Here is a 24698-nt window from a genome sequence, read left to right as displayed (position 1 = left end):
ACTGAAAGCCAAGGGCGGTAGCGTGCCTGAAAGCGTGTGAATCAGCCTCGATTATTCTGTCAATAGCCAATGGATGAATAAGCTTTTTTTAGGACTGATGCCAGTTATATTTCTATTTGAACAACTGCATGCTGAAAGCCAAATCGACCCGGCTTATTTAATTGCACAGGATAATTACTCTGCCAAAGTGATAAATAATCAATGATGAAATCCAAAATGAAATTGATGCCATTATTGGTGTCTGTGACCTTGATGAGTGGTTGTACAGTCTTTCCCGGCAGCAATATGTCAACAATGGGTAAGGATGTGATCAAACAACAGGATGCTGATTTTGATCTCGACAAAATGGTGAATGTTTATCCACTGACACCACGTCTGGTCGAACAATTACGTCCACGTCCAAATGTTGCGCAGCCGAATATGTCTCTGGACCAGGAAATTGCCTCCTACCAGTACCGCGTAGGTCCGGGTGACGTCATTAACGTTACCGTGTGGGACCATCCGGAATTGACCACGCCAGCGGGCCAATACCGCAGCTCAAGCGACACCGGTAACTGGGTGCAGTCTGATGGCACCATGTTCTATCCCTATATCGGCAAAGTACACGTTGCCGGGAAAACCCTTGCCGAAATCCGTAGTGATATTACCGGCCGCTTAGCGCAGTACATCGCCGATCCGCAGGTGGACGTTAATATCGCCGCATTCCGTTCGCAAAAAGCCTATATCTCCGGACAGGTGAACAAATCTGGCCAGCAGGCCATCACCAACGTGCCGCTGACCGTGCTGGACGCCATTAACGCCGCGGGCGGCTTAACCGACGGTGCCGACTGGCGCAACGTCGTTCTGACCCACAACGGTAAAGAACAACGCATTTCTCTGCAGGCGCTGATGCAAAACGGCGACCTGACCCAGAACCGTCTGCTCTATCCGGGCGACATTCTGTATGTACCGCGTAATGACGATCTGAAAGTCTTCGTGATGGGTGAAGTGAAGAAACAGAGCACCCTCAAAATGGACTTCAGCGGCATGACCCTGACCGAAGCACTGGGTAATGCAGAGGGTATCGATCTCACCACCTCTAATGCCACCGGTATCTTCGTGATCCGTCCGCTGAAAGGCGAGGGCAGTGCGAAAGGCAAGATTGCCAATATTTACCAGCTGGATATGTCCGATGCGACTTCTCTGGTAATGGCAACGGAGTTCCGCCTACAGCCTTATGACGTGGTGTATGTCACCACCGCACCGGTTGCCCGCTGGAACCGTCTGATCAACCAGTTGCTGCCAACCATCAGTGGCGTTCGCTACATGACGGATACGGCGCGCGACATTCATACCTGGTAATCCGCGATGTTTAATAAAATTCTGGTGGTATGCGTGGGGAACATTTGCCGTTCCCCAACGGCTGAGCGGTTGCTGAAACACTACCAGCCCGAGCTCACCGTCGATTCTGCAGGGCTGGGCGCGCTGGTCGGTAAAGGTGCCGATGAAAGCGCCGCGAGCGTGGCCCGCGATCACAACCTTTCTCTTGACGGGCACTGCGCCCGCCAGGTCACCGGCCGCATGTGCCGGGAGTATGACCTGATCCTGACGATGGAAAAACGCCATATTCACTCGCTATGCGAAATCGCACCGGAGATGCGCGGCAAAGTGATGCTGTTTGGTCACTGGGAAAACGAACGCGAAATCCCCGATCCCTATCGCAAAAGCCGTGAGGCCTTTGAGGCGGTGTATACCTTACTTGACCAGTCTGCCCGTCAGTGGGCGCAGGCACTGAAAGCTCAGCAGGGATAACAATGACAGAAAAAACAAAACCTTCTGCCGCCCCGATTTCGGGCAGTGATGAAATCGATATTGGTCGCCTGGTCGGCACCGTCATAGAGGCGAAGTGGTGGGTACTTGGGATCACCGCCGTGTTTGCCGCCGCGGCGATCGTCTATACGCTGTTTGCGACACCCATCTACAGCGCCGATGCGCTGGTGCAGATTGAGCAGAACACCGGCAACTCGCTGGTGCAGGATATTGGCTCTGCCCTGGCGAACAAACCGCCTGCCTCCGAGGCCGAAATTCAGCTGATCCAGTCGCGTCTGGTGCTGGGTAAAACGGTTCACGATCTGGGGCTTGATATCTCCGTCACCAAAAATACCTTCCCGATATTTGGTGCCGGCTGGGATCGCCTGACCGGGCACAGCAACGACACGGTAAAAGTTACCGACTTTGTGCTGCCGAAAGGGAGCGCGGATCAAACCTTTACCCTGACCGTGCTAGGGCCGAAGCAGTATCAGCTGACCAGCGACGCAGGCTTCAGCGCGCGCGGTGAAGTGGGGCAAATGCTGACAAAAGATGGCGTCAGCATGAAGGTGAGCGCTATTCAGGCGCAGGAAGGCAGCGAGTTTACCGTCACCAAATTCTCCACCCTGGGGATGATCAACAATCTGCAAAACAACCTGACGGTCACCGAAAATGGCAAGGACACGGGTGTCCTGAGCATGACCTTTACCGGTGAAGATAAAGATCAAATCCGCGAAATTCTCAACAGCATTACCCGCAACTACCTTGAGCAGAACGTCGAGCGCAAGTCGGCTGAAGCGGCGAAAAGCCTGGCCTTCCTCGCAAAACAGCTCCCGGAAGTACGCGCACGTCTGGATGACGCAGAGAACAAACTGAACGCGTTTCGTCAGGATAAAGACTCCGTCGATCTGCCGCTGGAAGCGAAATCGGTGCTCGATTCGATGGTCAATATTGATGCGCAACTCAACGAGTTGACCTTCAAAGAGGCGGAAATTTCTAAGCTCTACACCAAACGTCACCCGGCCTATCGCACGCTGCTGGAAAAACGTCGCACCCTCGAAGAGGAGAAAGCGAAGCTTAATGACCGCGTCACCGCGATGCCAAAAACGCAGCAGGAAATTGTGCGTCTGACCCGCGACGTGGAATCCGGCCAGCAGGTCTATATGCAACTGCTGAACAAACAGCAGGAGCTGAAGATTACCGAAGCCAGCACCGTCGGCGACGTGCGTATTGTTGACCCGGCCATTACCCAGCCTGGCGTACTGAAGCCGAAGAAAGCGCTGATTATCCTCGGCAGCATTATCCTCGGCCTGATGCTCTCCATTGTTGGTGTGCTGCTGCGCTCGCTGTTCAACCGCGGTATCGAAAGCCCGCAAGTGCTGGAAGAGAATGGTATCAACGTTTACGCCAGTATCCCGCTCTCCGAATGGCAGAAGTCCCATGACCGGGTCAAAAGCGTCAAAGGCGTCAAGCGTTACAAACAGAGCCAGCTGCTGGCAGTGGGTAACCCGACGGACCTGGCAATTGAAGCGGTGCGCAGCCTGCGTACCAGTCTCCACTTCGCCATGATGCAGGCCAAAAACAACGTACTGATGTTAACCGGTGTCAGCCCGTCGATAGGTAAGACCTTTGTCTGTGCCAACCTGGCGGCGGTGGTCAGCCAGACCAATAAACGGGTACTGCTGATCGACTGCGATATGCGTAAGGGCTATACCCACGAGCTGCTGGGGACCAATAACGTCAACGGTCTGTCGGAAATCCTGCTTGGCAAGGGTGAGATTAGCCAGAGCGCAAAACCGACCAGCATCCCGAAATTTGACCTCATCCCACGTGGTCAGGTGCCGCCAAACCCATCCGAACTGTTGATGAGCGACCGCTTTGCCGAGCTGGTGGAGTGGGCGAGCAAAAACTATGACCTGGTGCTGATCGATACACCACCAATTCTGGCCGTGACCGATGCGGCCGTGGTCGGTCGCCTGGCGGGAACCACGCTGATGGTGGCGCGCTATGCGGTGAACACCCTGAAGGAAGTGGAAACCAGCCTGAGCCGCTTCGAGCAGAATGGCATTGAGGTGAAAGGGGTGATCCTGAACTCCATCTTCCGCCGTGCGACCGGGTACCAGGATTACGGGTATTACGAGTACGAATATAAGTCTGACAGCAAATAACAATCCCCCTCACCCTAACCCTCTCCCGAGGGGAGAGGGAACTGCCCGGTGCAGCTATTCTCCCTCTCCCTTTGGGAGAGAGGCGGGGTGAGGGATCAGGGGAAGACTATGACCACACAACGCCCTTTAGTTTCTATTTATATGCCGACATGGAATCGTCAGCAGCTGGCGATCCGTGCAATCAAATCGGTGCTGCGCCAGGATTACGATAACTGGGAGCTGATCATTGTTGATGACTGTTCCTCTTCGTATGAGCAGCTGCAAAAGTTTGTCACTGACCTCAATGACCCGCGTGTCAGCTATACCCATAACGCGATCAACTCCGGGGCGTGTGCGGTGCGTAATCAGGCAATTATGCAGGCCAAAGGGCAGTATCTGACCGGCATCGACGACGATGACGAGTGGACACCAAACCGGCTGTCCATTTTCCTGTCGCACAAGGAACAACTGGTCACGCACGCTTTCCTGTATGCCAACGACTATGTCTGTCAGGGCGAGGTTTACTCGCAGCCTGCCAGCCTGCCGCTGTACCCGAAATCACCATACTCTCGCCGCCTCTTCTACAAGCGCAACATCATCGGCAATCAGGTGTTCACCTGGGCGTGGCGCTTTAAAGAGTGCCTGTTCGATACCGAACTGAAGGCCGCGCAGGATTACGACATCTTCCTGCGAATGGTGGTGGAGTATGGCGAGCCGTGGAAGGTGGAAGAGGCCACGCAGATCCTGCACATCAACCACGGGGAGATGCAAATCACCTCCTCACCAAAAAAATTCTCGGGTTACTTCCATTTCTACCGCAAGCACAAGGATAAGTTTGACCGTGCCAGCCGGAAGTACCAGCTCTTTACCCTCTATCAGATCCGCAATAAGCGGATGACCTGGCGTACCTTGTTGACGCTGTTTTCTGTGCGCAACGGCAAGCGACTGGCTGATGGACTGCGGGGGAAATAATGTTTCTGGAAGATTGCCGCGCTAACAGCTGGAGCCTGCGCCCGTGCTGCATGGTTCTGGCGTACCGCATCGCGCATTTCTGCTCGGTGTGGCGTAAGAAAAATGTTCTGAACAACCTCTGGGCGGCACCGGTTCTGGTGCTGTACCGGATTATCACCGAATGCATTTTTGGCTATGAAATTCAGGCTGCGGCCACCATCGGCCGCCGCTTTACCATTCACCACGGTTATGCGGTGGTTATCAATAAGTTCGTGGTCGCCGGGGATGATTTCACTATTCGTCATGCGGTCACCATCGGCAACCGGGGGCCGGAGAGCCTGGCCTGCCCGGTCATCGGCAACAACGTCGAGCTGGGGGCGAACGTGGTGATCATTGGCGACATTACCATTGGTAACAACGTCACGATAGGTGCAGGCAGCGTGGTGCTGGACAGCATTCCGGATAACGCGCTGGTAGTGGGCGAAAAAGCCCGCGTGAAGGTGATCAAATGAACATTCTGCAATTTAACGTCCGTCTCGCCGAGGGCGGGGCGGCTGGCGTGGCGCTGGATCTGCACCAGCGTGCGCTGCAAAAAGGGCTTCAGTCTCGTTTTATCTACGGCTATGGCAAAGGCGGTAAGAAAAGCGTCAGCCATGATATCTATCCGCAGGTGCACAAGCAGACGCCACGTCTGACGTCTGTCGCCAACATTGCGCTGTTTCGTCTGTTTAATCGCGATCTGTTTGGCAACCTGAACAACCTCTATCGTACGGTCACGCGCACTTCCGGCCCGGTTGTGCTCCATTTTCACGTGCTGCACAGCTACTGGCTGAACCTGCAAGAGGTAGTGACGTTTTGCCAGAAGGTACAGGCTCACAAGCCGGATACCCGCTTCATCTGGACGCTGCACGACCACTGGAGCGTAACCGGGCGCTGCGCGTTCACCGACGGCTGCGAAGGCTGGAAAAACGCCTGCCAGAAGTGCCCGACATTAACCAATTACCCGCCGGTGAAAGTGGATCGCGCTCACCAGCTGGTGGACGGAAAACGTCAGCTGTTCCGCGACATGCTGTCGCTCGGCTGCACGTTTATCTCCCCAAGCCAGCATGTGGCCGATGCCTTCAACAGTCTGTATGGGGCAGGGCGGTGTCAGATCATCAACAACGGGATCGACGTGGCGACGGAAGCAATTCTGGCCGAGTTGACCCCGGTTGCGGAAACTGCTGGCAAACCGAAAATCGCAATCGTCGCGCATGACCTGCGTTACGACGGCAAAACCAACCAGCAGCTGGTGCGCGACATGATGGCGCTGGGTGACAAAATCGAACTGCATACCTTCGGCAAATTCTCGCCGTTCGATGGCGCTAACGTGGTGAATCACGGGTTTGAAACGGATAAGCGCAAGCTGATGAGCGCCCTCAACGGGATGGATGCGCTGGTGTTCAGCTCGCGCGTCGATAACTACCCCCTGATCCTCTGCGAAGCGCTCTCGATTGGCGTGCCGGTGATCGCCACCCACAGCGATGCGGCGCGTGAAGTGCTGGAAAAATCGGGCGGGAAAACGTTCGCGGAACAGGAGGTGCTGCCGCTGGTGCAACTGCCGAAGCCGCAGATTGCGCAGGCCGTTTTTGGCACTGACCTGGAATCGTTCCGCAACCGCAGCCGCAAGGCCTACAGTGGACAACAGATGCTGGAGGAATATGTCTCGTTCTATCAGAGTCTGTAGTTATCTGCTGCTGCCGCTGATCTATCTGCTGGTCAATGTCAAAATTGCCCAGCTCGGCGAAAGCTTCCCGATAACCATTGTGACCTTCTTGCCCGCTCTGCTTCTGTTGTACGTCGATAAAATCAACCTCAAGAAGCTGATGATTGCCTTAGGGATGGGCTTTGGCCTGACGCTGTTTAACTACATCTTTGGCCAGTCGCTGGATCCCAGCAAGTACGTCACCTCTACCATGCTGTTTGTTTATATTGTCATTATTATTGGCATGGTCTGGAGTATTCGTTTTAAAACTATTTCTCCGCACAATTATCGGAAAATCCTCAGGCTCTTTTATATTGCCGTTGCGTTAATTGTTATGCTTGCTGCACTGGAAATGGCGCAAATTATTCTCACCGGTGGTAGCAGCCTGATGGAGATGATTTCGAAATATCTCATTTACAGTAACAGCTATGTACTGAACTTCATTAAGTTTGGCGGTAAGCGTACGACAGCCCTCTATTTTGAACCGGCGTTTTTCGCTCTGGCGTTAATCTCAATTTGGCTCAGCATCAAACAGTTTGGTATCAAAACCCCTAAGACCGATGCTATGATTCTTGCAGGAATCGTTCTGTCTGGTTCGTTCTCAGGGGTCATGACATTTATCCTGTTTTACCTCCTGGAGTGGGCATTCCAGTACCTGAACAAAGATGCGATTAAGAAAAAACTGCCGCTGGCGATCATCTCCCTGACGGTATTTTTAGTAGGCGTGATATTTGCATTCCCGTATATCTCAGAGCGTCTGGGCGATTTGGGAACGGAAGGTTCATCGTCCTATTATCGCATTATTGGGCCGCTGGTGATGGTGGGTTATTCCTTAACCCATATCGACGGTGTAGTAAGATTCGGCTCACTTTACGAATATGTTGCATCATTCGGAATCTTTAACGGTGCGGATGTCGGTAAAACCATAGACAATGGCCTGTATCTGTTAATTATTTATTTTTCGTGGTTCGCCGTACTGTTGACGCTCTGGTATCTGTTTAAAGTTTTCAAAATGATGATTAACGCGTTTGGGGATAACCAGAACTTTCGCGTACAGCTTTATCTGTTTACGCCAGTGTCGCTGTTTTTTACGGGGTCAATATTTAGCCCGGAATATGCTTTCTTGATTGTCTGTCCGTTTATTCTGCGCAAAGCGCTTAATATTACGAACGTAAGCCCTAAATAATTCGAGTTGCATGAAGGCGGCGACGCAGCGAATCCCCAGGAGCGTACAAAAGTACGTGACTGGGGTGAGCGAGGAAGCCAACGCGCAGGCAACTCGAAGTATGACGGGCATGACGAAATGAGGTGATTTATGTTTCTAAGCGTCATTACTGTTGCCTTTCGTAATTACGAAGGGGTGGTAAAAACCTGGCGCTCGCTGCGCAACCTGGCGCGCGATCCGAGTCTCAGCTTTGAGTGGATCGTGGTCGATGGCGGCTCGAACGATGGCACGGCGGAGTTTCTGGAAAAACTCAACGGTGATTTCAACTTACGCTTCGTAAGTGAGAAAGATAAAGGCATCTACGATGCGATGAACAAAGGCATTAACATGGCGCAAGGCCGTTATGCCATCTTCCTTAACTCGGGCGATGTGTTCCATGACGATGTGGCCCAGTTTGCCCGTCAGCTGGCGCGCCAGAAAGACGACGCGATGTATATTGGCGATGCGCTGCTCGATTTTGGCGACGGGCATAAAATTTGCCGCAGCGCGAAACCCGGCTGGTATATCTATCACAGTTTACCGGCAAGCCATCAGGCCATTTTCTTCCCGGTAAAAGGTCTGAAAAAACAGCCTTACGATCTGCAGTATAAAGTGTCATCAGATTATGCCCTGGCCGCCAGTCTGTATAAATCAGGCTACCCGTTCCGTCGAATTAAAGGGCTGGTGTCTGAATTTTCAATGGGCGGTGTATCCACCTCGAATAATCTGGAATTGTGCCAGGATGCAAAAAACGTACAGCGTAAGATATTACGCGTGCCCGCATTCTGGGCGGAATTGTCTTATTTATTCCGCCTGCGCACCACAGGTAAAACGAAAACCTTATATAACAAAGCCTGAATATAAGGAAATGTAATGCAGGATCTTAACGGGTTCACCGTGCCGAAAGGTTTTCGGGGCGGGAACGGAATTAAAGTGCAGTTATGGTGGGCCGTTCAGGCCACCTTATTTGCCTGGTCACCGCAAATACTGTATCGCTGGCGTGCCTTTTTATTGCGTCTGTTTGGCGCAAAAATCGGAAAAAACGTAGTTATTCGTCCATCGGTAAAAATTACTTACCCCTGGAAATTAACGCTTGGCGATTACGCCTGGGTAGGGGATGACGCCGTGTTATATACCCTTGGCGATATCACGATTGGTGCAAACGCAGTGGTGTCACAGAAGTGTTATTTGTGTACCGGCAGCCACGATTTTATGAGTCAGCATTTTGATATTACCGCTTCGCCAATTGTGATTGGCGAAAAATGCTGGCTGGCAACAGATGTATTTGTTGCACCTGGTGTTTCTGTTGGCGATGGCACGGTAGTCGGTGCCCGCAGCAGCGTTTTTAAATCGCTACCGGCAAATAAAATTTGCCGTGGCAACCCCGCAGTGGTGATACGCGAACGCGTTGAAACTGATTAAATTCATAAGTAGAGGAATATAAACATGTCTAAAGTCGCTCTCATCACCGGCGTTACCGGGCAGGATGGTTCTTACCTGGCAGAGTTACTGCTGGAAAAAGGTTATGAAGTTCACGGTATTAAGCGTCGTGCTTCTTCTTTCAACACGGAACGTGTGGATCATATTTACCAGGATCCGCATGCGGCGAACCCGAAATTCCATCTGCACTACGGCGACCTGACCGATACCTCCAACCTGACCCGCATCCTGCAGGAAGTACAGCCGGATGAAGTTTACAACCTGGGCGCGATGAGCCACGTAGCGGTTTCTTTCGAATCCCCGGAATACACCGCTGACGTTGACGCCATGGGTACGCTGCGTCTGCTGGAAGCGATTCGTTTCCTCGGCCTTGAGAAGAAAACCCGTTTCTACCAGGCATCCACCTCTGAACTGTACGGTCTGGTGCAGGAAATCCCGCAGAAAGAGACCACCCCGTTCTACCCACGTTCTCCTTACGCGGTAGCCAAACTGTATGCCTACTGGATCACCGTAAACTACCGTGAATCTTACGGCATGTACGCCTGTAACGGCATTCTGTTTAACCACGAATCCCCACGTCGTGGCGAAACCTTCGTGACCCGTAAAATTACCCGCGCTATCGCCAACATCGCTCAGGGTCTGGAATCCTGCCTACACCTCGGCAACATGGACTCCCTGCGTGACTGGGGCCATGCCAAAGACTACGTGAAGATGCAGTGGATGATGCTGCAGCAGGAGCAGCCAGAAGACTTCGTGATTGCGACCGGCGTGCAGTACTCCGTCCGTCAATTCGTGGAAATGGCTGCCGCACAGCTGGGTATCAAACTGCGCTTCGAAGGCACTGGCGTGGAAGAGAAGGGGATCGTTGTCTCTGTGACCGGCCATGACGCACCGGGCGTGAAACCAGGTGATGTGATTGTGCAGGTTGACCCGCGTTACTTCCGTCCTGCGGAAGTGGAAACCCTGCTGGGTGACCCAACCAAAGCGCACGAGAAACTGGGCTGGAAACCAGAAACCACTCTGCAGGAGATGGTCTCTGAGATGGTAGCCAAAGATCTTGAAGCAGCGAAAAAACACTCCCTGCTCAAATCTCATGGCTACGAGGTTGCCATCGCGCTGGAGTCCTGAGAATGACAAAACAACGTATTTTTGTCGCCGGTCATCGCGGAATGGTGGGTTCCGCGATTGTTCGCCAGCTGGAGCAGCGCGGTGACGTGGAAGTGGTTGTCCGTACCCGCGACGAGCTGAATCTTCTCGATAGCCGTGCGGTACAGGACTTCTTTGCCAATGAACGTATCGATCAGGTGTATCTGGCGGCGGCAAAAGTGGGCGGCATTGTCGCTAACAACACTTACCCGGCAGATTTCATCTACGAGAACATGATGATTGAGAGCAACATCATTCACGCGGCGCATCTGCACAACGTGAACAAGCTGTTGTTCCTCGGCTCATCCTGTATCTACCCGAAAATGGCGAAACAGCCGATCGCCGAGAGCGAACTGCTGCAGGGGACGCTGGAAGCAACCAACGAGCCGTACGCCATTGCCAAAATTGCCGGGATCAAGCTGTGCGAGTCCTACAACCGTCAGTACAACCGTGACTATCGCTCGGTAATGCCGACCAACCTGTACGGGCCGCACGATAACTTCCACCCGAGCAACTCGCACGTGATCCCGGCGCTGCTGCGTCGTTTCCACGAGGCGACCGCTGAGAACGCACCGGATGTGGTGGTGTGGGGCAGCGGCACGCCGATGCGCGAATTCCTGCACGTGGATGACATGGCCGCGGCCAGCATTCACGTGATGGAGCTGGATCGCGAGGTGTGGCAGGAGAACACCGAGCCGATGCTGTCGCATATCAACGTTGGCACTGGCGTGGATTGCACCATTCGCGAGCTGGCGCAGACCATCGCTCAGGTGGTGGGCTATAAGGGCCGCGTGGTGTTTGACGCCACCAAACCGGACGGCACGCCGCGAAAACTGCTGGACGTCACCCGTCTGCATCAGCTGGGCTGGTATCACGAGGTGTCGCTGGAACAAGGGCTGGCAAGTACCTACCAGTGGTTCCTGGAAAACCAGCACCGCTTCCGGGGGTAACAATGTTTTTAAGTCAGGAAGATTTTGCCACGGTAGTGCGCTCCACTCCGCTCATCTCAATTGATTTGATCGTGGAGAACGAACGCGGCGAGTTCTTGCTGGGGAAACGAACCAATCGTCCAGCTCAGGGCTTTTGGTTCGTGCCCGGCGGGCGCGTGCAGAAGGATGAGACGCTGGCCAACGCGTTTGAGCGTCTCACTCTGGCGGAACTGGGCCTGCAACTGCCGATGGCAGCAGGCCAGTTTTACGGGGTCTGGCAGCACTTCTATGACGATAACTTTTCAGGCACCGGCTTCACCACGCACTACATCGTGCTGGGGTTCCGCCTGAAGGTGAGTGAGGCAGACCTGCGTCTGCCTGATTCTCAGCACGACGACTATCGCTGGCAGACGCCAGAGGCGCTGCTGGCCAGCGACAATGTGCATGACAACAGTCGTGCCTATTTCCTGGCCGATCGTCAGTCTGAGGTGCCGGGACTATGAAGATCCTCGTATATGGAATCAACTACTCGCCGGAATTGACCGGTATCGGGAAATACACCGGCGAGATGGTCGAGTGGATGGCGAGCCAGGGACATGACGTGCGGGTCATTACCGCGCCGCCGTACTACCCGGAATGGAAAGTGGGCGAGCGCTACTCCAGCTGGCGCTATCGCCGCGAAGAGGGCGCTGCGACCGTCTGGCGTTGCCCGCTGTACGTGCCGAAACAGCCCTCGACGCTGAAACGTTTAATTCATCTGGGCAGCTTTGCCCTGAGCAGTTTCTTCCCGCTGATGGCGCAGCGTCGCTGGAAGCCGGATCGCATCATCGGCGTGGTACCGACGCTGTTCTGCACGCCGGGCATGCGGCTGCTGGGCAAGCTCTCCGGAGCGCGCACGTTGCTGCACATTCAGGATTATGAAGTCGACGCCATGCTGGGCCTGGGGATGGCAGGTAAAGGCAAGGGCGGCAAAGTGGCGAAACTCGCCAGCGCTTTTGAGCGCAGCGGTCTGCATAACGTGGATTATGTCTCCACCATCTCGCGATCGATGATGAACAAAGCGCAGGAGAAGGGCGTCGCGCCGGAAAAGGTGATCTTTTTCCCGAACTGGTCCGAAGTGGCCCGTTTCCGTGACGTAACAGCACACGACGCGCAGGCGCTTCGCGCAGAGCTCGGTTTGCCTGATGACCAAAAAATCATTCTTTATTCAGGCAATATCGGCGAAAAGCAGGGGCTGGAGAACGTTATCGAGGCGGCTCAACAGCTTAGCGAACATCCGTGGATGTTTGTGATTGTCGGTCAGGGCGGCGGAAAAGCGCGTCTGGAGAAGATGGCCAGTGAACGCGGCCTGACTAACGTGAAATTCTTCCCGCTTCAGTCTTACGAGGCGCTGCCTGCGCTGCTGAAGATGGGTGACTGCCATCTGGTGGTGCAAAAGCGCGGCGCGGCGGATGCGGTGCTGCCGTCCAAGCTGACCAACATTCTGGCCGTGGGCGGGAACGCTGTGATCACGGCAGAAGCCGAAACCGAATTAGGCCAGCTGTGTGACAGCTACCCGGGGATCGCCGTTTGCGTGGAGCCGGAATCGGTTCCGGCGCTGGTGACCGGAATTGAACAGGCACTCGCCATGCCAAAAGTGAACACGGTGGCACGTGAATATGCCGAACGCACGCTCGAGAAAGAGAACGTGCTGAGCCAATTTATTGCAGATATACGGGGATAAATCATGAGTCAAACCACGTTGTATCCGGTTGTGATGGCAGGTGGCTCTGGTAGCCGGTTGTGGCCGCTGTCCCGCGTGCTCTATCCAAAACAGTTCCTCTGCCTGAAAGGGGATCTCACCATGCTGCAAACAACGGTTAACCGTCTGCAGGGTGTGGAGTGTGAAAGCCCGGTGGTGATTTGTAACGAACAGCACCGCTTTATTGTTGCCGAGCAGCTGCGCCAGCTGAACAAACTCACAGAAAATATCATTCTGGAGCCTGCCGGACGAAATACCGCCCCAGCCATTGCCCTGGCGGCGCTGGCGGCAAAACGCAGCAGCCCGGATTGCGATCCGCTGATGCTGGTCCTGGCGGCAGACCACGTCATTCAGCAGGAAGAGGCGTTCCGCGACGCGGTGCGGGCGGCCATTCCTTACGCAGAAAGCGGCAAGCTGGTGACCTTCGGCATCGTGCCGGATCTGCCAGAAACCGGCTATGGCTATATCCGCCGCGGCAGCGTGACGCCGGGCGAAGGCGACAGCGTGGCGTTTGACGTGGCGCAGTTCGTTGAGAAACCGAATCTGGAAACCGCGCAGGCCTACGTTGCCAGCGGTGAATACTACTGGAACAGCGGTATGTTCCTGTTCCGCGCCGGTCGCTATCTGGAAGAACTGCAAAAGTATCGTCCGGATATCCTGAGCGCCTGCGAAAAAGCCATGAACGTGGTGGATCCGGACCTCGACTTTATTCGCGTCGACGAAGCCGCTTTCCTCGCCTGCCCGGAAGAGTCCATTGACTATGCGGTGATGGAGCGCACGGCGGATGCGGTGGTGGTGCCGATGGATGCAGGCTGGAGCGATGTTGGCTCCTGGTCCTCCCTGTGGGAGATCAGCGCGCATACCCCGGAGGGTAACGTCCATCACGGTGATGTGATTAGCCACAAAACCGAGAACAGCTACGTCTACGCCGAATCCGGCCTCGTGACCACGGTGGGGGTGAAGGATCTGGTGGTCGTCCAGACCAAAGACGCCGTGCTGATTGCCGACCGTAACGCCGTGCAGGACGTTAAAAAGGTGGTGGAGAAGATCAAAGCCGACGGTCGCCACGAGCACCATATTCACCGCGAAGTGTACCGCCCGTGGGGCAAATACGACTCCATCGATGCGGGCGAACGTTACCAGGTGAAGCGCATTACCGTGAAGCCGGGCGAAGGCCTGTCGGTACAGATGCATCACCATCGTGCCGAGCACTGGGTGGTGGTGGCGGGTACCGCCAAAGTTACCATCGACGGTGAAGTGAAACTGCTCGGTGAAAACGAGTCAATTTATATTCCGCTGGGGGCGAAACACTGTCTGGAAAACCCAGGGAAGATACCTCTCGATTTAATTGAAGTGCGCTCCGGCGCGTATCTGGAAGAGGACGATATTGTCCGTTTCCAGGACCGCTACGGTCGGGTGTAACCGCTTCGCATCATGCCCGGTGGCGCTGTGCTTACCGGGCCTACGAATGAATAAAAAATATTTTGCCTGTTAATTGGGCGGGCCAACTGTTGCCTGAAAAAGGGGTCATGATGGAAAAGTTAACCTGTTTTAAAGCCTACGATATTCGCGGCAAGCTGGGTGAAGAGCTGAATGAAGACATTGCGTGGCGCATCGGCCGCGCGTACGGCGAATACCTGAAACCGAAAACTATCGTACTGGGCGGCGACGTACGTCTGACCAGCGAATCCCTGAAGCTGGCGCTGGCGAAAGGGCTGCAGGACGCGGGCGTGGACGTGCTGGATATCGGCCTTTCCGGTACCGAAGAGATCTATTTTGCCACCTTCCACCTGGGCGTGGACGGCGGGATTGAAGTCACGGCCAGCCATAATCCGATGGATTACAACGGTATGAAGCTGGTGCGCAAGGGTGCGCGCCCTATCAGCGGTGATACCGGCCTGCGCGACGTGCAGCGTCTGGCGGAAGCCAACGACTTCCCGCCGGTGAACGAGTCTGCACGCGGCAGCTACAAGCAGATCGATCTGCGTAAAGAGTACATCGATCACCTGCTGGGTTACATCAACGTGGCGAACCTTAAGCCGCTGAAGCTGGTCATCAACTCCGGCAACGGCGCGGCGGGCCCGGTGGTGGATGCCCTGGAAGCCCGCTTTAAGGCACTGAACGTGCCGGTGACCTTCATCAAGGTACACAACACCCCGGATGGCAACTTCCCGAACGGTATCCCGAACCCGCTGCTGCCAGAGTGCCGCGACGACACCCGCAATGCGGTGATTGAACACGGTGCGGATATGGGCATCGCCTTTGACGGCGATTTCGACCGCTGCTTCCTGTTTGACGAGAAAGGGCAGTTCATCGAGGGCTATTACATTGTCGGCCTGCTGGCGGAAGCGTTCCTCGAGAAAAATCCGGGCGCGAAGATCATTCATGACCCGCGCCTCTCCTGGAACACCGTTGACGTGGTGTCTGCCGCAGGCGGTACGCCGGTGATGTCCAAAACCGGTCACGCGTTTATTAAAGAGCGTATGCGCGAAGAAGACGCCATCTACGGCGGCGAGATGAGCGCCCATCACTATTTCCGCGATTTTGCCTACTGCGACAGCGGGATGATCCCGTGGCTGCTGGTGACCGAACTGCTGTGCCTGAAAGGTCAGACCCTGGGCGAGCTGGTGCGCGACCGTATGGCGGCCTTCCCGGCAAGTGGAGAGATCAACAGCAAACTGGCACAGCCGGCTGAAGCCATTGCCCGCGTGGAACAGCACTTTGCTATTCACGCGCTGGAAATTGACCGTACCGACGGTATCAGCATGGCGTTCCCGCAGTGGCGCTTTAACCTGCGCTCGTCCAATACCGAGCCGGTGGTGCGCCTGAACGTGGAATCCCGCGCCGACACCGCGCTGATGGAAGCCCGAACGAAGGACATTCTGGCGCTGTTGAATCAGTAATCATTGCCCCTCACCCCAGCCCTCTCCCCACAGGGGAGAGGGTGTTCAAGTTCCCTCTCCCCTGTGGGGAGAGGGTTAGGGTGAGGGGTAAGGTTTTGAACTAAAGGAACAACGATGACGAATCTAAAAAAGCGCGAACGAGCGAGAACGAATGCATCGTTAATCTCTATGGTGCAGCGTTTTTCTGATATCACCATCATGGTCGGCGGATTGTGGGCGGTGTGTTGGATCAGCGGGCAATCGTTCTTATACATGCACCTGCTGATGGCACTGATTGCGCTGGTCGTGTTTCAGATGATCGGCGGGATGACGGATTTCTATCGTTCGTGGCGTGGCGTCAAGATGACCACCGAACTGATGCTGTTGCTGCAGAACTGGACCTTAAGCCTGATCTTCAGCGCGGGCCTGGTGGCGTTCAGCCATGATTTTGATAATCGTCTGGTGACGTATCTGTGCTGGTATCTGTTAACCAGCGTCGGCATGGTGGTTTGCCGCTCCCTGATCCGCTTTGGCGCGGGCTGGTTGCGTAACCGTGGTTACAACCGCCGCTATGTCGCCGTTGCCGGCGATCTGCCGGTGGGGCAGGTGCTGCTTGATAGCTTCCGCAAAGAGCCGTGGTTAGGTTTTGAAGTGGTTGGGATCTACCACGACGCGAAACCGGGTGGCGTGCCGTCGGACTGGGCGGGCAACTACGACCAGCTTATTGACGATGCGAAAGCGGGCAAAATTCACAACGTCTACATTGCCATGCAGATGAAAGAGGAGTCCCGCATTAAGAAACTGATGCGCGACCTGGCGGACACTACCTGTTCCGTGATCCTTATTCCGGACGTCTTTACCTTCAACATTCTCCATTCCCGTATCGAAGAGGTGAACGGTGTACCGGTAGTGCCGCTGTACGACACGCCGCTGTCAGGTATCAACCGTGTTCTCAAACGCCTGGAAGACATTGTGCTCTCTTCACTGATCCTTCTGCTGATCTCCCCGGTGCTGTGCTGTATTGCCCTGGCGGTGAAGCTGAGCTCTCCCGGGCCAGTTATCTTCCGTCAGACGCGCTACGGCATGGACGGTAAGCCGATTATGGTGTGGAAATTCCGCTCCATGAAGGTGATGGAGAACGACAAAGTGGTGACGCAGGCTACGCAGAACGATCCGCGCGTGACCCGCGTGGGGAATTTCCTGCGCCGCACCTCGCTGGACGAGCTGCCGCAGTTTATCAACGTCTTTACCGGCGGTATGTCGATTGTCGGGCCACGTCCGCATGCGGTTGCCCATAACGAGCAGTACCGTTCGCTGATTGAAGGCTACATGCTGCGCCATAAAGTGAAGCCTGGCATTACCGGCTGGGCGCAAATCAACGGCTGGCGCGGTGAAACCGACACGCTGGAAAAAATGGAAAAACGCATTGAATTCGACCTTGAGTACATCCGTGAGTGGAGCCTCTGGTTCGATATCAAAATTGTTTTTCTGACCATCTTCAAAGGTTTCGTGAACAAAGCGGCGTACTAAGATGAGCTTACGTGAAAAAACCATCAGCGGCGCCAAGTGGTCAGCGATGGCGACTATCGTCATCATTGGCCTGGGGCTGGTGCAGATGACCGTGCTGGCGCGCATTATCGATAATCATCAGTTCGGTCTGCTGACCGTCTCGCTGGTGATTATCGCGCTGGCCGACACGCTGTCTGACTTCGGTATCGCCAACTCGATTATCCAGCGCAAAGAGATTAGCCAGCTGGAGCTGACCACGCTCTACTGGCTGAACGTGGGGCTGGGGATATTTGTTTTTGTGCTGGTGTTCCTGCTGAGCGATGTGATCGCCAGCGTGCTGCACAACCCGGATCTGGCCCCGCTGATGCGCACGCTGTCGTTTGCCTTTGTGGTGATCCCGCACGGGCAGCAGTTCCGCGCGCTGATGCAAAAAGAGCTGGAGTTCAACAAGATCGGCATGATTGAAACCAGCGCCGTGCTGGCGGGCTTTACCTTCACGGTGGTGAGCGCCCATTTCTGGCCGCTGGCCATGACCGCCATTCTGGGGTATCTGGTGAACTCTGCCGTGCGCACGCTGCTGTTCGGTTACTTTGGCCGCAAGATCTACCGCCCGGGGCTGCATTTTTCCCTGGCGTCCGTCTCCTCGAATCTGCGCTTTGGCGCCTGGCTGACGGCCGACAGCATCATCAACTACGTCAACACCAACCTTTCCACGCTGGTGCTGGCGCGCATTCTGGGGGCGAGCGTTGCAGGGGGCTATAACCTGGCCTACAACGTTGCGGTCGTCCCGCCGATGAAGCTCAACCCGATTATCACCCGCGTATTGTTCCCGGCGTTCGCCAAAATTCAGGACGACACTGAAAAGCTGCGCGTCAACTTCTACAAGCTGCTCTCCGTGGTCGGCATTATTAACTTCCCGGTACTGCTGGGTCTGATGGTGGTGTCGAGCAACTTTGTGCCGCTGGTATTTGGCGAGAAGTGGAACAGCATCATCCCGATCCTGCAGTTGCTCTGTGTGGTGGGGCTGCTGCGCTCCGTGGGTAACCCGATTGGCTCCCTGCTGATGGCGAAAGCGCGCGTGGATATCAGCTTTAAATTCAACGTATTTAAAACCTTTCTGTTTATTCCGGCAATTATCGTCGGCGGACACATGGCGGGCGCCATTGGCGTCACGCTGGGCTTTCTGCTGGTGCAAATCATCAACACCGTGCTGAGCTACTTCATTATGATCAAGCCAGTGCTGGGCTCCAGCTACCGTCAGTACATCCTGAGCCTGTGGCTGCCGTTTTATCTCTCCTTGCCGACCCTGGTGGTGAGCTACGGTCTGGGCGTGCTCCTGAAGGGGCATCTGCCACTGGCCGCGCTGCTGGCAGTGCAGGTTGCTGCGGGCGCGCTGGCGTTTGGGGTGATGATTGTGCTGTCACGCAATGCGCTGGTGGTGGAGATGAAGCGCCAGTTTTGCCGTAACGAAAAAATGAAAACGCTGCTTCGCGCAGGCTAGTTATTTAAGAGGCCATTATGAAATTATTAATTCTTGGCAACCATACCTGCGGCAACCGTGGCGACAGCGCCATCCTGCGCGGTTTACTGGATGCAATTAACACCCTTAAGCCTGAGACAGAAGTGGACGTGATGAGCCGTTACCCGGTCAGCTCATCCTGGTTACTGAACCGCCCGGTGATGGGCGACCCGCTCTACAGCCAGATGAAACAGCACAATAACGCTGCGGGCGTGATGGGACGCGTGAAGAAAGTGTTGCGTCGCCGCTACCAGCATCAGGTGCTGCTTTCTCGCGTAACCGACACCGGCAAGCTGCGCAACATCGCCATCGCGCAGGGCTTTACCGATTTTGTGCGTCTGCTGTCCGGCTATGACGCCATCATTCAGGTGGGCGGTTCGTTCTTCGTCGATCTCTACGGCGTGCCGCAGTTTGAGCATGCCCTCTGCACCTTTATGGCGAAGAAGCCGCTGTTTATGATTGGTCACAGCGTCGGGCCATTCCAGGAACCTCAGTTCAACCAGCTGGCAAACTATGTGTTTGGCCACTGCGATGCCCTGATTTTGCGTGAGTCAGTCAGCCTCGACATGATGAAGCGCAGCGAGATCGACACCTCGAAAGTCGAGCACGGGGTGGATACCGCGTGGCTGGTGGATCACCAGGACGACAGCTTCCAGCCGAGCTACGCGGTGCAGCACTGGCTGGACGTGGCGGCGAAACAGAAAACCGTCGCCATTACCCTGCGCGAGCTGGCACCTTTTGATAAGCGTTTAGGTACGACTCAGGCCGCCTACGAGAAGGCCTTTGCCGAGGTCGTTAACCGCGTGCTGGACAGCGGTTATCAGGTGCTGGCGCTCTCCACCTGTACCGGTATCGATAGCTACAACAAGGATGATCGCATGGTGGCGCTGAACCTGCGCCATCTGGTGAACGATCCGTCCCGGTATCACGTGGTGATGGACGAACTGAACGATCTGGAGATGGGCAAACTGCTCTCAGCCTGTGACCTGACCGTGGGTACCCGTCTGCACTCTGCCATCATCTCGATGAACTTCGGCACGCCGGCCATTGCCATCAACTATGAGCACAAGTCTGCCGGGATTATGCAGCAGCTGGGGATGCCGGAAATGGCCGTGGATATCCGTCAACTGCTGGATGGCTCGCTCGGCGCAATGGTGGGCGACACCCTTGGGCAACTGCCCGCCGTGAATGAGCGCCTGGCCGTGGCGGTGAAAGCCGAGCGCGAAAAGGGAATGGGGATGGTGAAGTCGGTGCTTAACCGCGTGCGGGAGGGGAAATGAAGGTTGGTTTCTTCTTACTGAAATTTCCACTGTCGTCTGAAACCTTTGTACTCAATCAAATCACCGCGTTTATCGATATGGGATATGACGTGGAAATTATCGCCCTGCAAAAGGGCGATACGCAAAACACCCATGCGGCGTATACCCAGTATGGGCTGGAGGCGAAAACCCGCTGGCTGCAGGATGAGCCATCCGGAAAAGTGAACAAGCTGCGCTACCGTGCCAGCCAGACCTTACGCGGGCTCCATCGCGCGTCGACCTGGCGAGCGCTGAACATCTCCCGCTATGGCGCGGAGTCGCGCAATCTGATCCTGTCGGCCATCTGTGGGCAAACGGCGCAGCCGTACCGCGCTGATGTCTTTATCGCCCACTTTGGCCCGGCAGGGGTGACCGCAGCCAAACTGCGCGAGCTGGGGGTGATTGACGGGAAGATCGCCACGATCTTCCACGGCATTGATATCTCCAGCCGTGAAGTGCTGAACCACTACACGCCGGAGTATCAGCAGCTGTTCCAGCGCGGCGACATGATGCTGCCTATCAGCGACCTGTGGGCCGGACGCCTCAAAAAGATGGGCTGCCCGGGCGAGAAAATCACCGTCTCGCGGATGGGTGTGGATTTGGCGCGTTTTACCCGACGTCCGGTCAAGGTGCCGGGTAAACCGCTGCAGATTATCTCCGTTGCCCGACTGACCGAGAAAAAAGGGCTGCATGTGGCGATTGAAGCCTGCCGCCAGCTCAAGGCGCGCGGGGTGGATTTCCGTTATCGCATACTCGGTATCGGCCCGTGGGAGCGTCGTCTGCGTACGCTTATTGAACAGTATGAGCTGGAAACGCACGTGGAGATGCCGGGCTTTAAGCCGAGCCACGAGGTGAAGGCCATGCTCGATGAAGCCGACGTGTTTCTGCTGCCATCCGTTACGGGCGCCGATGGCGACATGGAAGGCATACCGGTGGCGCTGATGGAGGCGATGGCGGTGGGGATTCCGGTGGTATCGACGTTGCACAGCGGGATCCCGGAGCTGATCAAGTCAGATCATTCCGGCTGGCTGGTCCCCGAAAATAACGCCATGGCCCTGGCCGATCGGCTGGCCGCGTTTAGCGATATCGACCAGCAGGCGCTGGAGCCCGTGCTGCACAATGCCCGACAAAAAGTCGAGGCAGATTTTAACCAGCAGGTGATCAATCGCCAGTTAGCGAGCCTGCTGCAAACGTTGTAACGCCGAGGTTGTATGCTGAAAAAGATTACCCGACGCAGCTTTGTCTCTTCTCTGTCCGTCCTGGCGGCAATGCCGCTGCTGTCGCCCCGCGTTGCGCGGGCGGCAACCGGCAAGACGGTCTCTGTAAATCAGTACAATAACAACGACTGGATCGCCGCCTTTAAGCAGGCGTTTAACGAAGGCGACACCGTCGTAGTGCCTGCAGGGCTCACCTGCAAAAACATCAACACGGGCATTTTCATTCCTGACGGCAAAACGCTGCTGATTCGCGGGACGTTAACCGGCAATGGCCGGGGGCGCTTTGTTCTGCAGGAGGGCAGCAAAGTCATCGGTGAGGGCGAAGGCCGTACCGAAAATATTACCCTTGACGTTCGTGGCTCTGACTGTGTCATCAAAGGGCTGGCGATGAGCGGATTTGGCCCGGTAACGCAAATCTACATTGGCGGCAAAAAGCCCAGCGTGATGCGTAATCTGGTCATTGATAACATCCGCGTGAGCCAGGCCAATTACGCCATCCTGCGCCAGGGGTTTCACAACCAGGTGGATGGCGCCCGCATCACCAACAGCAAATTCAGCCACCTGCAGGGCGATGCGATCGAGTGGAATGTGGCCATCAATGACCGCAATATTCTGATCTCCGACCATGTGATCGACAACATCAACTGCACCAACGGTAAGATTAACTGGGGGATTGGTATTGGCCTTGCGGGCAGTACCTACGACAACGACTACCCGGAAAAACAGACCGTGAAGAACTTTGTGGTTGCCAATATCACCGGCAGCAACTGCCGCCAGCTGGTGCACGTTGAGAACGGTAAACACTTTATTATCCGCAATATTAAGGCCAAAAATATTACGCCTGATTTCAGTAAAAAGGCGGGAATAGACAATGCCACGGTAGCAATTTATGGCTGTGATAATTTCGTTATTGATAATGTCGATATGGTCAATAGTGCCGGAATGTTAATCGGTTACGGCGTGATTAAAGGTGACTACCTGTCGATTCCGCAGAACTTCAAGCTTAACGATATTCGTCTGGATAATAGCCAGCTTGCCTATAAGCTGCGCGGCATACAAATTTCATCCGGTAATGCGACCTCGTTTGTGGCCATCACCAACGTCGAGATGCAGCGCGCGACGCTTGAGCTGCATAACAAACCTCAGCACCTTTTCTTACGCAATATCAACGTGATGCAGGAAGCAGCAATCGGACCCGCGCTGAAACTGAACTTCGACCTGCGTAAGGATGTGCGGGGTAAGTTTATGGCGAAAGACGAGACGTTGCTGTCACTGGCAAACATCAAAGCAGTGAATGAGAAAGGGCAGAGCTCGGTGGATATTGACCGGGTGGATCAGCATGTGGTGAATACGGAACGGCTGAATTTTGCGCTGCCGCACAGATAATCGTCAGTGGGCTTTTTGCGACTATTCCTGGCACGGAATCGCATTCTATTCAGATTACAACTACTGTAATTTGTGGTGCTAAGGCGTAATATCATTACAGGATTACGGCAAATCATACTGGCGAAAACAGGTTTAAGAGCTATAATTCGTCAACCATTTTAAGGTGGAAGAAATAATGATTAATTTGAAAGCAGTCATTCCGGTAGCCGGACTGGGCATGCATATGCTGCCAGCCACAAAAGCCATTCCTAAAGAGATGCTACCGATCGTCGACAAGCCGATGATTCAATACATCGTCGACGAGATTGTTGCTGCAGGGATCAAAGAAATCGTTCTGGTTACGCACTCGTCCAAGAATGCGGTTGAAAACCACTTCGACACCTCTTACGAACTCGAAGCGCTGCTGGAGCAGCGTGTTAAACGTCAACTGCTGGCGGAAGTGCAGTCCATTTGTCCTCCTGGCGTGACCATCATGAACGTGCGTCAGGCGCAGCCGCTGGGCCTTGGCCACTCCATCCTGTGTGCTCGCCCAGTTGTTGGCGACAACCCGTTTATCGTGGTTCTGCCGGATATCATCATCGATACCGCTTCTGCGGATCCGCTGCGCTATAACCTGGCGGCGATGGTGGCGCGTTTCAACGAAACAGGCCGCAGCCAGGTGCTGGCGAAACGCATGAAAGGCGATCTGTCCGAGTACTCTGTTATCCAGACCAAAGAAGCGCTGGAGACAGAAGGGCAGGTGAGCCGCATCGTTGAGTTCATCGAAAAACCGGATCAGCCGCAGACGCTGGATTCTGACCTGATGGCGGTTGGTCGTTATGTCCTGAACGCAGATATCTGGGCCGAGCTGGAAAAAACCGAGCCAGGCGCCTGGGACCGTATCCAGTTGACCGATGCGATTGCCGAGCTGGCGAAGAAGCAGTCTGTTGACGCGATGCTGATGACCGGTGAGAGCTACGACTGCGGTAAAAAGCTGGGCTACATGCAGGCATTTGTGAACTATGGGCTGCGTAACCTGAAGGAAGGGGCGAAGTTCAGAAGCCGGATTGAGAAGTTGCTAGCTAACGACTGATTTTATCTTACTTGATTTGCACAAGCGGCAGTCATCATTTGGGTATGTTGAAACATAACCAAAATGGTAGCTGCCGTTTTTTGTTATTAATTCTAATGATAACATGGATTTATCTGATTTAAATCTGGTCAGATTTGTAACGATTTGTGCTTGTTTCTGAGGTCATTTAGGACGACAATTAGCAGAGTTGTATTGCAGTTGTCTAGTGGCAGTTAGTGTCCGATGACAGACAACAGAAAATGAAAGAATCATGCATCATTCAGTGCACTGGTAGCTGTTGAGCCAGGGGCGGTAGCGTGTCTGATATTATCTCTTAACAATATTTATGCGATAGGACTTTCCTGAATCACTTGCATAGTCGTTAATACAGTTATTGCCCGCAAATATTTATCTAGCTCAAATCTATATTAAAAAGGTCTTTTTTTCTTTAATATTATATAAACTAACACATAGCTTTTGCTTTATGTTACAAGCTAAAGAGATTTTTATGAAGTTTACAGTTTTAATGTCCCTGTATTATAAAGAAAATGCTGAATATTTTGAAGAATGTTTAAACAGTATAAAAAATCAGACAGTACAGGCAGATGAAATAGCTATTGTTATTGATGGGCCTATTGGAGATAACCTCCACCGGGTTATAAATAATTGGCGTGCATGCTTGCCCATAAGAACTTTACAGCTTGACAAAAATGTTGGACTGGGTCAAGCACTCAATAAAGGGCTAG

22 protein-coding genes are annotated in these 24698 nt (G+C 54.4%); all 22 read left to right on the top strand.

What is annotated here, in order from left to right; all coding sequences use genetic code 11:
- Positions 1-201 precede the first annotated feature (201 nt).
- The gene (locus M8370_RS18105) at positions 202-1341 is read left to right on the top strand and encodes a polysaccharide export protein (RefSeq protein WP_014170829.1); all 1140 of its coding nucleotides are present in this window, start codon (positions 202-204) and stop codon (positions 1339-1341) included.
- A 6-nt stretch (positions 1342-1347) separates the two neighbouring features.
- Positions 1348-1791, top strand: coding sequence for a low molecular weight protein-tyrosine-phosphatase Wzb (gene wzb / locus M8370_RS18100; RefSeq protein ID WP_020690185.1), 444 nt, complete (start codon positions 1348-1350; stop codon positions 1789-1791).
- A gap of 2 nt (positions 1792-1793) precedes the next feature.
- On the top strand, positions 1794-3956 hold the full coding sequence (gene wzc, locus M8370_RS18095; protein WP_047023873.1) for a tyrosine-protein kinase Wzc: 2163 nt from the start codon (positions 1794-1796) through the stop codon (positions 3954-3956).
- Between the two features lie 108 nt (positions 3957-4064).
- A complete protein-coding gene (wcaA, locus tag M8370_RS18090; RefSeq protein ID WP_013097880.1) occupies positions 4065-4907 on the top strand; it encodes a colanic acid biosynthesis glycosyltransferase WcaA in 843 nt (280 codons plus the stop codon).
- The gene (gene wcaB / locus M8370_RS18085) at positions 4907-5398 is read left to right on the top strand and encodes a colanic acid biosynthesis acetyltransferase WcaB (RefSeq protein WP_013097879.1); all 492 of its coding nucleotides are present in this window, start codon (positions 4907-4909) and stop codon (positions 5396-5398) included. Before wcaA ends, wcaB begins: the two co-directional genes overlap by 1 nt.
- Positions 5395-6612 (top strand): colanic acid biosynthesis glycosyltransferase WcaC, encoded by a 1218-nt coding sequence (gene wcaC / locus M8370_RS18080; RefSeq protein ID WP_047023870.1) that lies wholly within the window; start codon positions 5395-5397, stop codon positions 6610-6612. The genes wcaB and wcaC overlap by 4 nt, the downstream gene beginning before the upstream one ends.
- Positions 6587-7816 (top strand): colanic acid polymerase WcaD, encoded by a 1230-nt coding sequence (gene wcaD / locus M8370_RS18075; protein ID WP_057072527.1) that lies wholly within the window; start codon positions 6587-6589, stop codon positions 7814-7816. The genes wcaC and wcaD overlap by 26 nt, the downstream gene beginning before the upstream one ends.
- 129 nt (positions 7817-7945) lie before the next feature.
- Complete coding sequence (gene wcaE / locus M8370_RS18070) at positions 7946-8692, top strand: colanic acid biosynthesis glycosyltransferase WcaE (RefSeq protein WP_063412363.1); 747 nt, start codon at positions 7946-7948, stop codon at positions 8690-8692.
- A gap of 15 nt (positions 8693-8707) precedes the next feature.
- A complete protein-coding gene (gene wcaF, locus M8370_RS18065; protein WP_013097875.1) occupies positions 8708-9256 on the top strand; it encodes a colanic acid biosynthesis acetyltransferase WcaF in 549 nt (182 codons plus the stop codon).
- A 24-nt stretch (positions 9257-9280) separates the two neighbouring features.
- A complete protein-coding gene (gmd, locus tag M8370_RS18060) occupies positions 9281-10402 on the top strand; it encodes a GDP-mannose 4,6-dehydratase (protein ID WP_003863514.1) in 1122 nt (373 codons plus the stop codon).
- Positions 10403-10404: 2 nt separating this feature from the next.
- Positions 10405-11370: a GDP-L-fucose synthase gene (fcl, locus tag M8370_RS18055; protein WP_013097874.1), complete on the top strand. Its 966-nt coding sequence runs from the start codon at positions 10405-10407 to the stop codon at positions 11368-11370.
- 2 nt (positions 11371-11372) lie between these two features.
- Positions 11373-11852, top strand: a complete 480-nt coding sequence (locus M8370_RS18050; protein WP_013097873.1) for a GDP-mannose mannosyl hydrolase — start codon at positions 11373-11375, stop codon at positions 11850-11852.
- The gene (gene wcaI, locus M8370_RS18045; RefSeq protein WP_250021538.1) at positions 11849-13072 is read left to right on the top strand and encodes a colanic acid biosynthesis fucosyltransferase WcaI; all 1224 of its coding nucleotides are present in this window, start codon (positions 11849-11851) and stop codon (positions 13070-13072) included. Before M8370_RS18050 ends, wcaI begins: the two co-directional genes overlap by 4 nt.
- 3 nt (positions 13073-13075) lie before the next feature.
- Positions 13076-14512, top strand: a complete 1437-nt coding sequence (cpsB, locus tag M8370_RS18040; protein ID WP_250021537.1) for a mannose-1-phosphate guanyltransferase — start codon at positions 13076-13078, stop codon at positions 14510-14512.
- A gap of 110 nt (positions 14513-14622) precedes the next feature.
- Positions 14623-15993, top strand: a complete 1371-nt coding sequence (cpsG, locus tag M8370_RS18035; protein ID WP_102752702.1) for a colanic acid biosynthesis phosphomannomutase CpsG — start codon at positions 14623-14625, stop codon at positions 15991-15993.
- A gap of 114 nt (positions 15994-16107) precedes the next feature.
- Positions 16108-17502, top strand: a complete 1395-nt coding sequence (gene wcaJ / locus M8370_RS18030) for an undecaprenyl-phosphate glucose phosphotransferase (protein WP_014832616.1) — start codon at positions 16108-16110, stop codon at positions 17500-17502.
- Position 17503: 1 nt separating this feature from the next.
- A complete protein-coding gene (gene wzxC / locus M8370_RS18025; RefSeq protein ID WP_020690192.1) occupies positions 17504-18982 on the top strand; it encodes a colanic acid undecaprenyl disphosphate flippase WzxC in 1479 nt (492 codons plus the stop codon).
- Between the two features lie 17 nt (positions 18983-18999).
- Positions 19000-20280 (top strand): colanic acid biosynthesis pyruvyl transferase WcaK, encoded by a 1281-nt coding sequence (wcaK, locus tag M8370_RS18020; protein WP_250021536.1) that lies wholly within the window; start codon positions 19000-19002, stop codon positions 20278-20280.
- Positions 20277-21497, top strand: coding sequence for a colanic acid biosynthesis glycosyltransferase WcaL (wcaL, locus tag M8370_RS18015; RefSeq protein ID WP_020690194.1), 1221 nt, complete (start codon positions 20277-20279; stop codon positions 21495-21497). Before wcaK ends, wcaL begins: the two co-directional genes overlap by 4 nt.
- A gap of 12 nt (positions 21498-21509) precedes the next feature.
- Positions 21510-22901 carry a colanic acid biosynthesis protein WcaM gene (gene wcaM, locus M8370_RS18010; protein ID WP_250021535.1) on the top strand — a complete coding sequence of 464 codons (1392 nt, stop codon included), beginning with the start codon at positions 21510-21512 and terminating at the stop codon, positions 22899-22901.
- Positions 22902-23076: 175 nt separating this feature from the next.
- Positions 23077-23973 carry a GalU regulator GalF gene (galF, locus tag M8370_RS18005; protein ID WP_013097865.1) on the top strand — a complete coding sequence of 299 codons (897 nt, stop codon included), beginning with the start codon at positions 23077-23079 and terminating at the stop codon, positions 23971-23973.
- Between the two features lie 487 nt (positions 23974-24460).
- Positions 24461-24698: glycosyltransferase (locus M8370_RS18000; RefSeq protein ID WP_250021534.1), on the top strand; the 238-nt coding region annotated here is incomplete at its 3' end.

The sequence above is a fragment of the Enterobacter cloacae complex sp. OE43NF genome, from assembly GCF_023544405.1.
GTDB classification, from domain to species: domain Bacteria; phylum Pseudomonadota; class Gammaproteobacteria; order Enterobacterales; family Enterobacteriaceae; genus Enterobacter; species Enterobacter cloacae.
Note: the sequence above shows the minus strand (reverse complement) of the source record. Positions and strands in the feature narration are given on the sequence as shown.

Bases quoted from the DNA above. Each gene is read 5' to 3' on its own strand.
- wcaB (WP_013097879.1), top strand. From the start codon at position 4,907: ATGTTTCTGGAAGATTGCCGCGCTAACAGCTGGAGCCTGCGCCCGTGC.
- M8370_RS18050 (WP_013097873.1), top strand. From the start codon at position 11,373: ATGTTTTTAAGTCAGGAAGATTTTGCCACGGTAGTGCGCTCCACTCCG.
- cpsG (WP_102752702.1), top strand. From the start codon at position 14,623: ATGGAAAAGTTAACCTGTTTTAAAGCCTACGATATTCGCGGCAAGCTG.
- wcaA (WP_013097880.1), top strand. From the start codon at position 4,065: ATGACCACACAACGCCCTTTAGTTTCTATTTATATGCCGACATGGAAT.
- wcaC (WP_047023870.1), top strand. From the start codon at position 5,395: ATGAACATTCTGCAATTTAACGTCCGTCTCGCCGAGGGCGGGGCGGCT.
- wcaL (WP_020690194.1), top strand. From the start codon at position 20,277: ATGAAGGTTGGTTTCTTCTTACTGAAATTTCCACTGTCGTCTGAAACC.
- wcaF (WP_013097875.1), top strand. From the start codon at position 8,708: ATGCAGGATCTTAACGGGTTCACCGTGCCGAAAGGTTTTCGGGGCGGG.
- cpsB (WP_250021537.1), top strand. From the start codon at position 13,076: ATGAGTCAAACCACGTTGTATCCGGTTGTGATGGCAGGTGGCTCTGGT.
- wcaI (WP_250021538.1), top strand. From the start codon at position 11,849: ATGAAGATCCTCGTATATGGAATCAACTACTCGCCGGAATTGACCGGT.
- wcaJ (WP_014832616.1), top strand. From the start codon at position 16,108: ATGACGAATCTAAAAAAGCGCGAACGAGCGAGAACGAATGCATCGTTA.
- gmd (WP_003863514.1), top strand. From the start codon at position 9,281: ATGTCTAAAGTCGCTCTCATCACCGGCGTTACCGGGCAGGATGGTTCT.
- wzc (WP_047023873.1), top strand. From the start codon at position 1,794: ATGACAGAAAAAACAAAACCTTCTGCCGCCCCGATTTCGGGCAGTGAT.
- fcl (WP_013097874.1), top strand. From the start codon at position 10,405: ATGACAAAACAACGTATTTTTGTCGCCGGTCATCGCGGAATGGTGGGT.
- wcaD (WP_057072527.1), top strand. From the start codon at position 6,587: ATGTCTCGTTCTATCAGAGTCTGTAGTTATCTGCTGCTGCCGCTGATC.
- wcaE (WP_063412363.1), top strand. From the start codon at position 7,946: ATGTTTCTAAGCGTCATTACTGTTGCCTTTCGTAATTACGAAGGGGTG.
- wcaM (WP_250021535.1), top strand. From the start codon at position 21,510: ATGCTGAAAAAGATTACCCGACGCAGCTTTGTCTCTTCTCTGTCCGTC.
- wcaK (WP_250021536.1), top strand. From the start codon at position 19,000: ATGAAATTATTAATTCTTGGCAACCATACCTGCGGCAACCGTGGCGAC.
- wzb (WP_020690185.1), top strand. From the start codon at position 1,348: ATGTTTAATAAAATTCTGGTGGTATGCGTGGGGAACATTTGCCGTTCC.
- M8370_RS18105 (WP_014170829.1), top strand. From the start codon at position 202: ATGATGAAATCCAAAATGAAATTGATGCCATTATTGGTGTCTGTGACC.
- wzxC (WP_020690192.1), top strand. From the start codon at position 17,504: ATGAGCTTACGTGAAAAAACCATCAGCGGCGCCAAGTGGTCAGCGATG.
- galF (WP_013097865.1), top strand. From the start codon at position 23,077: ATGATTAATTTGAAAGCAGTCATTCCGGTAGCCGGACTGGGCATGCAT.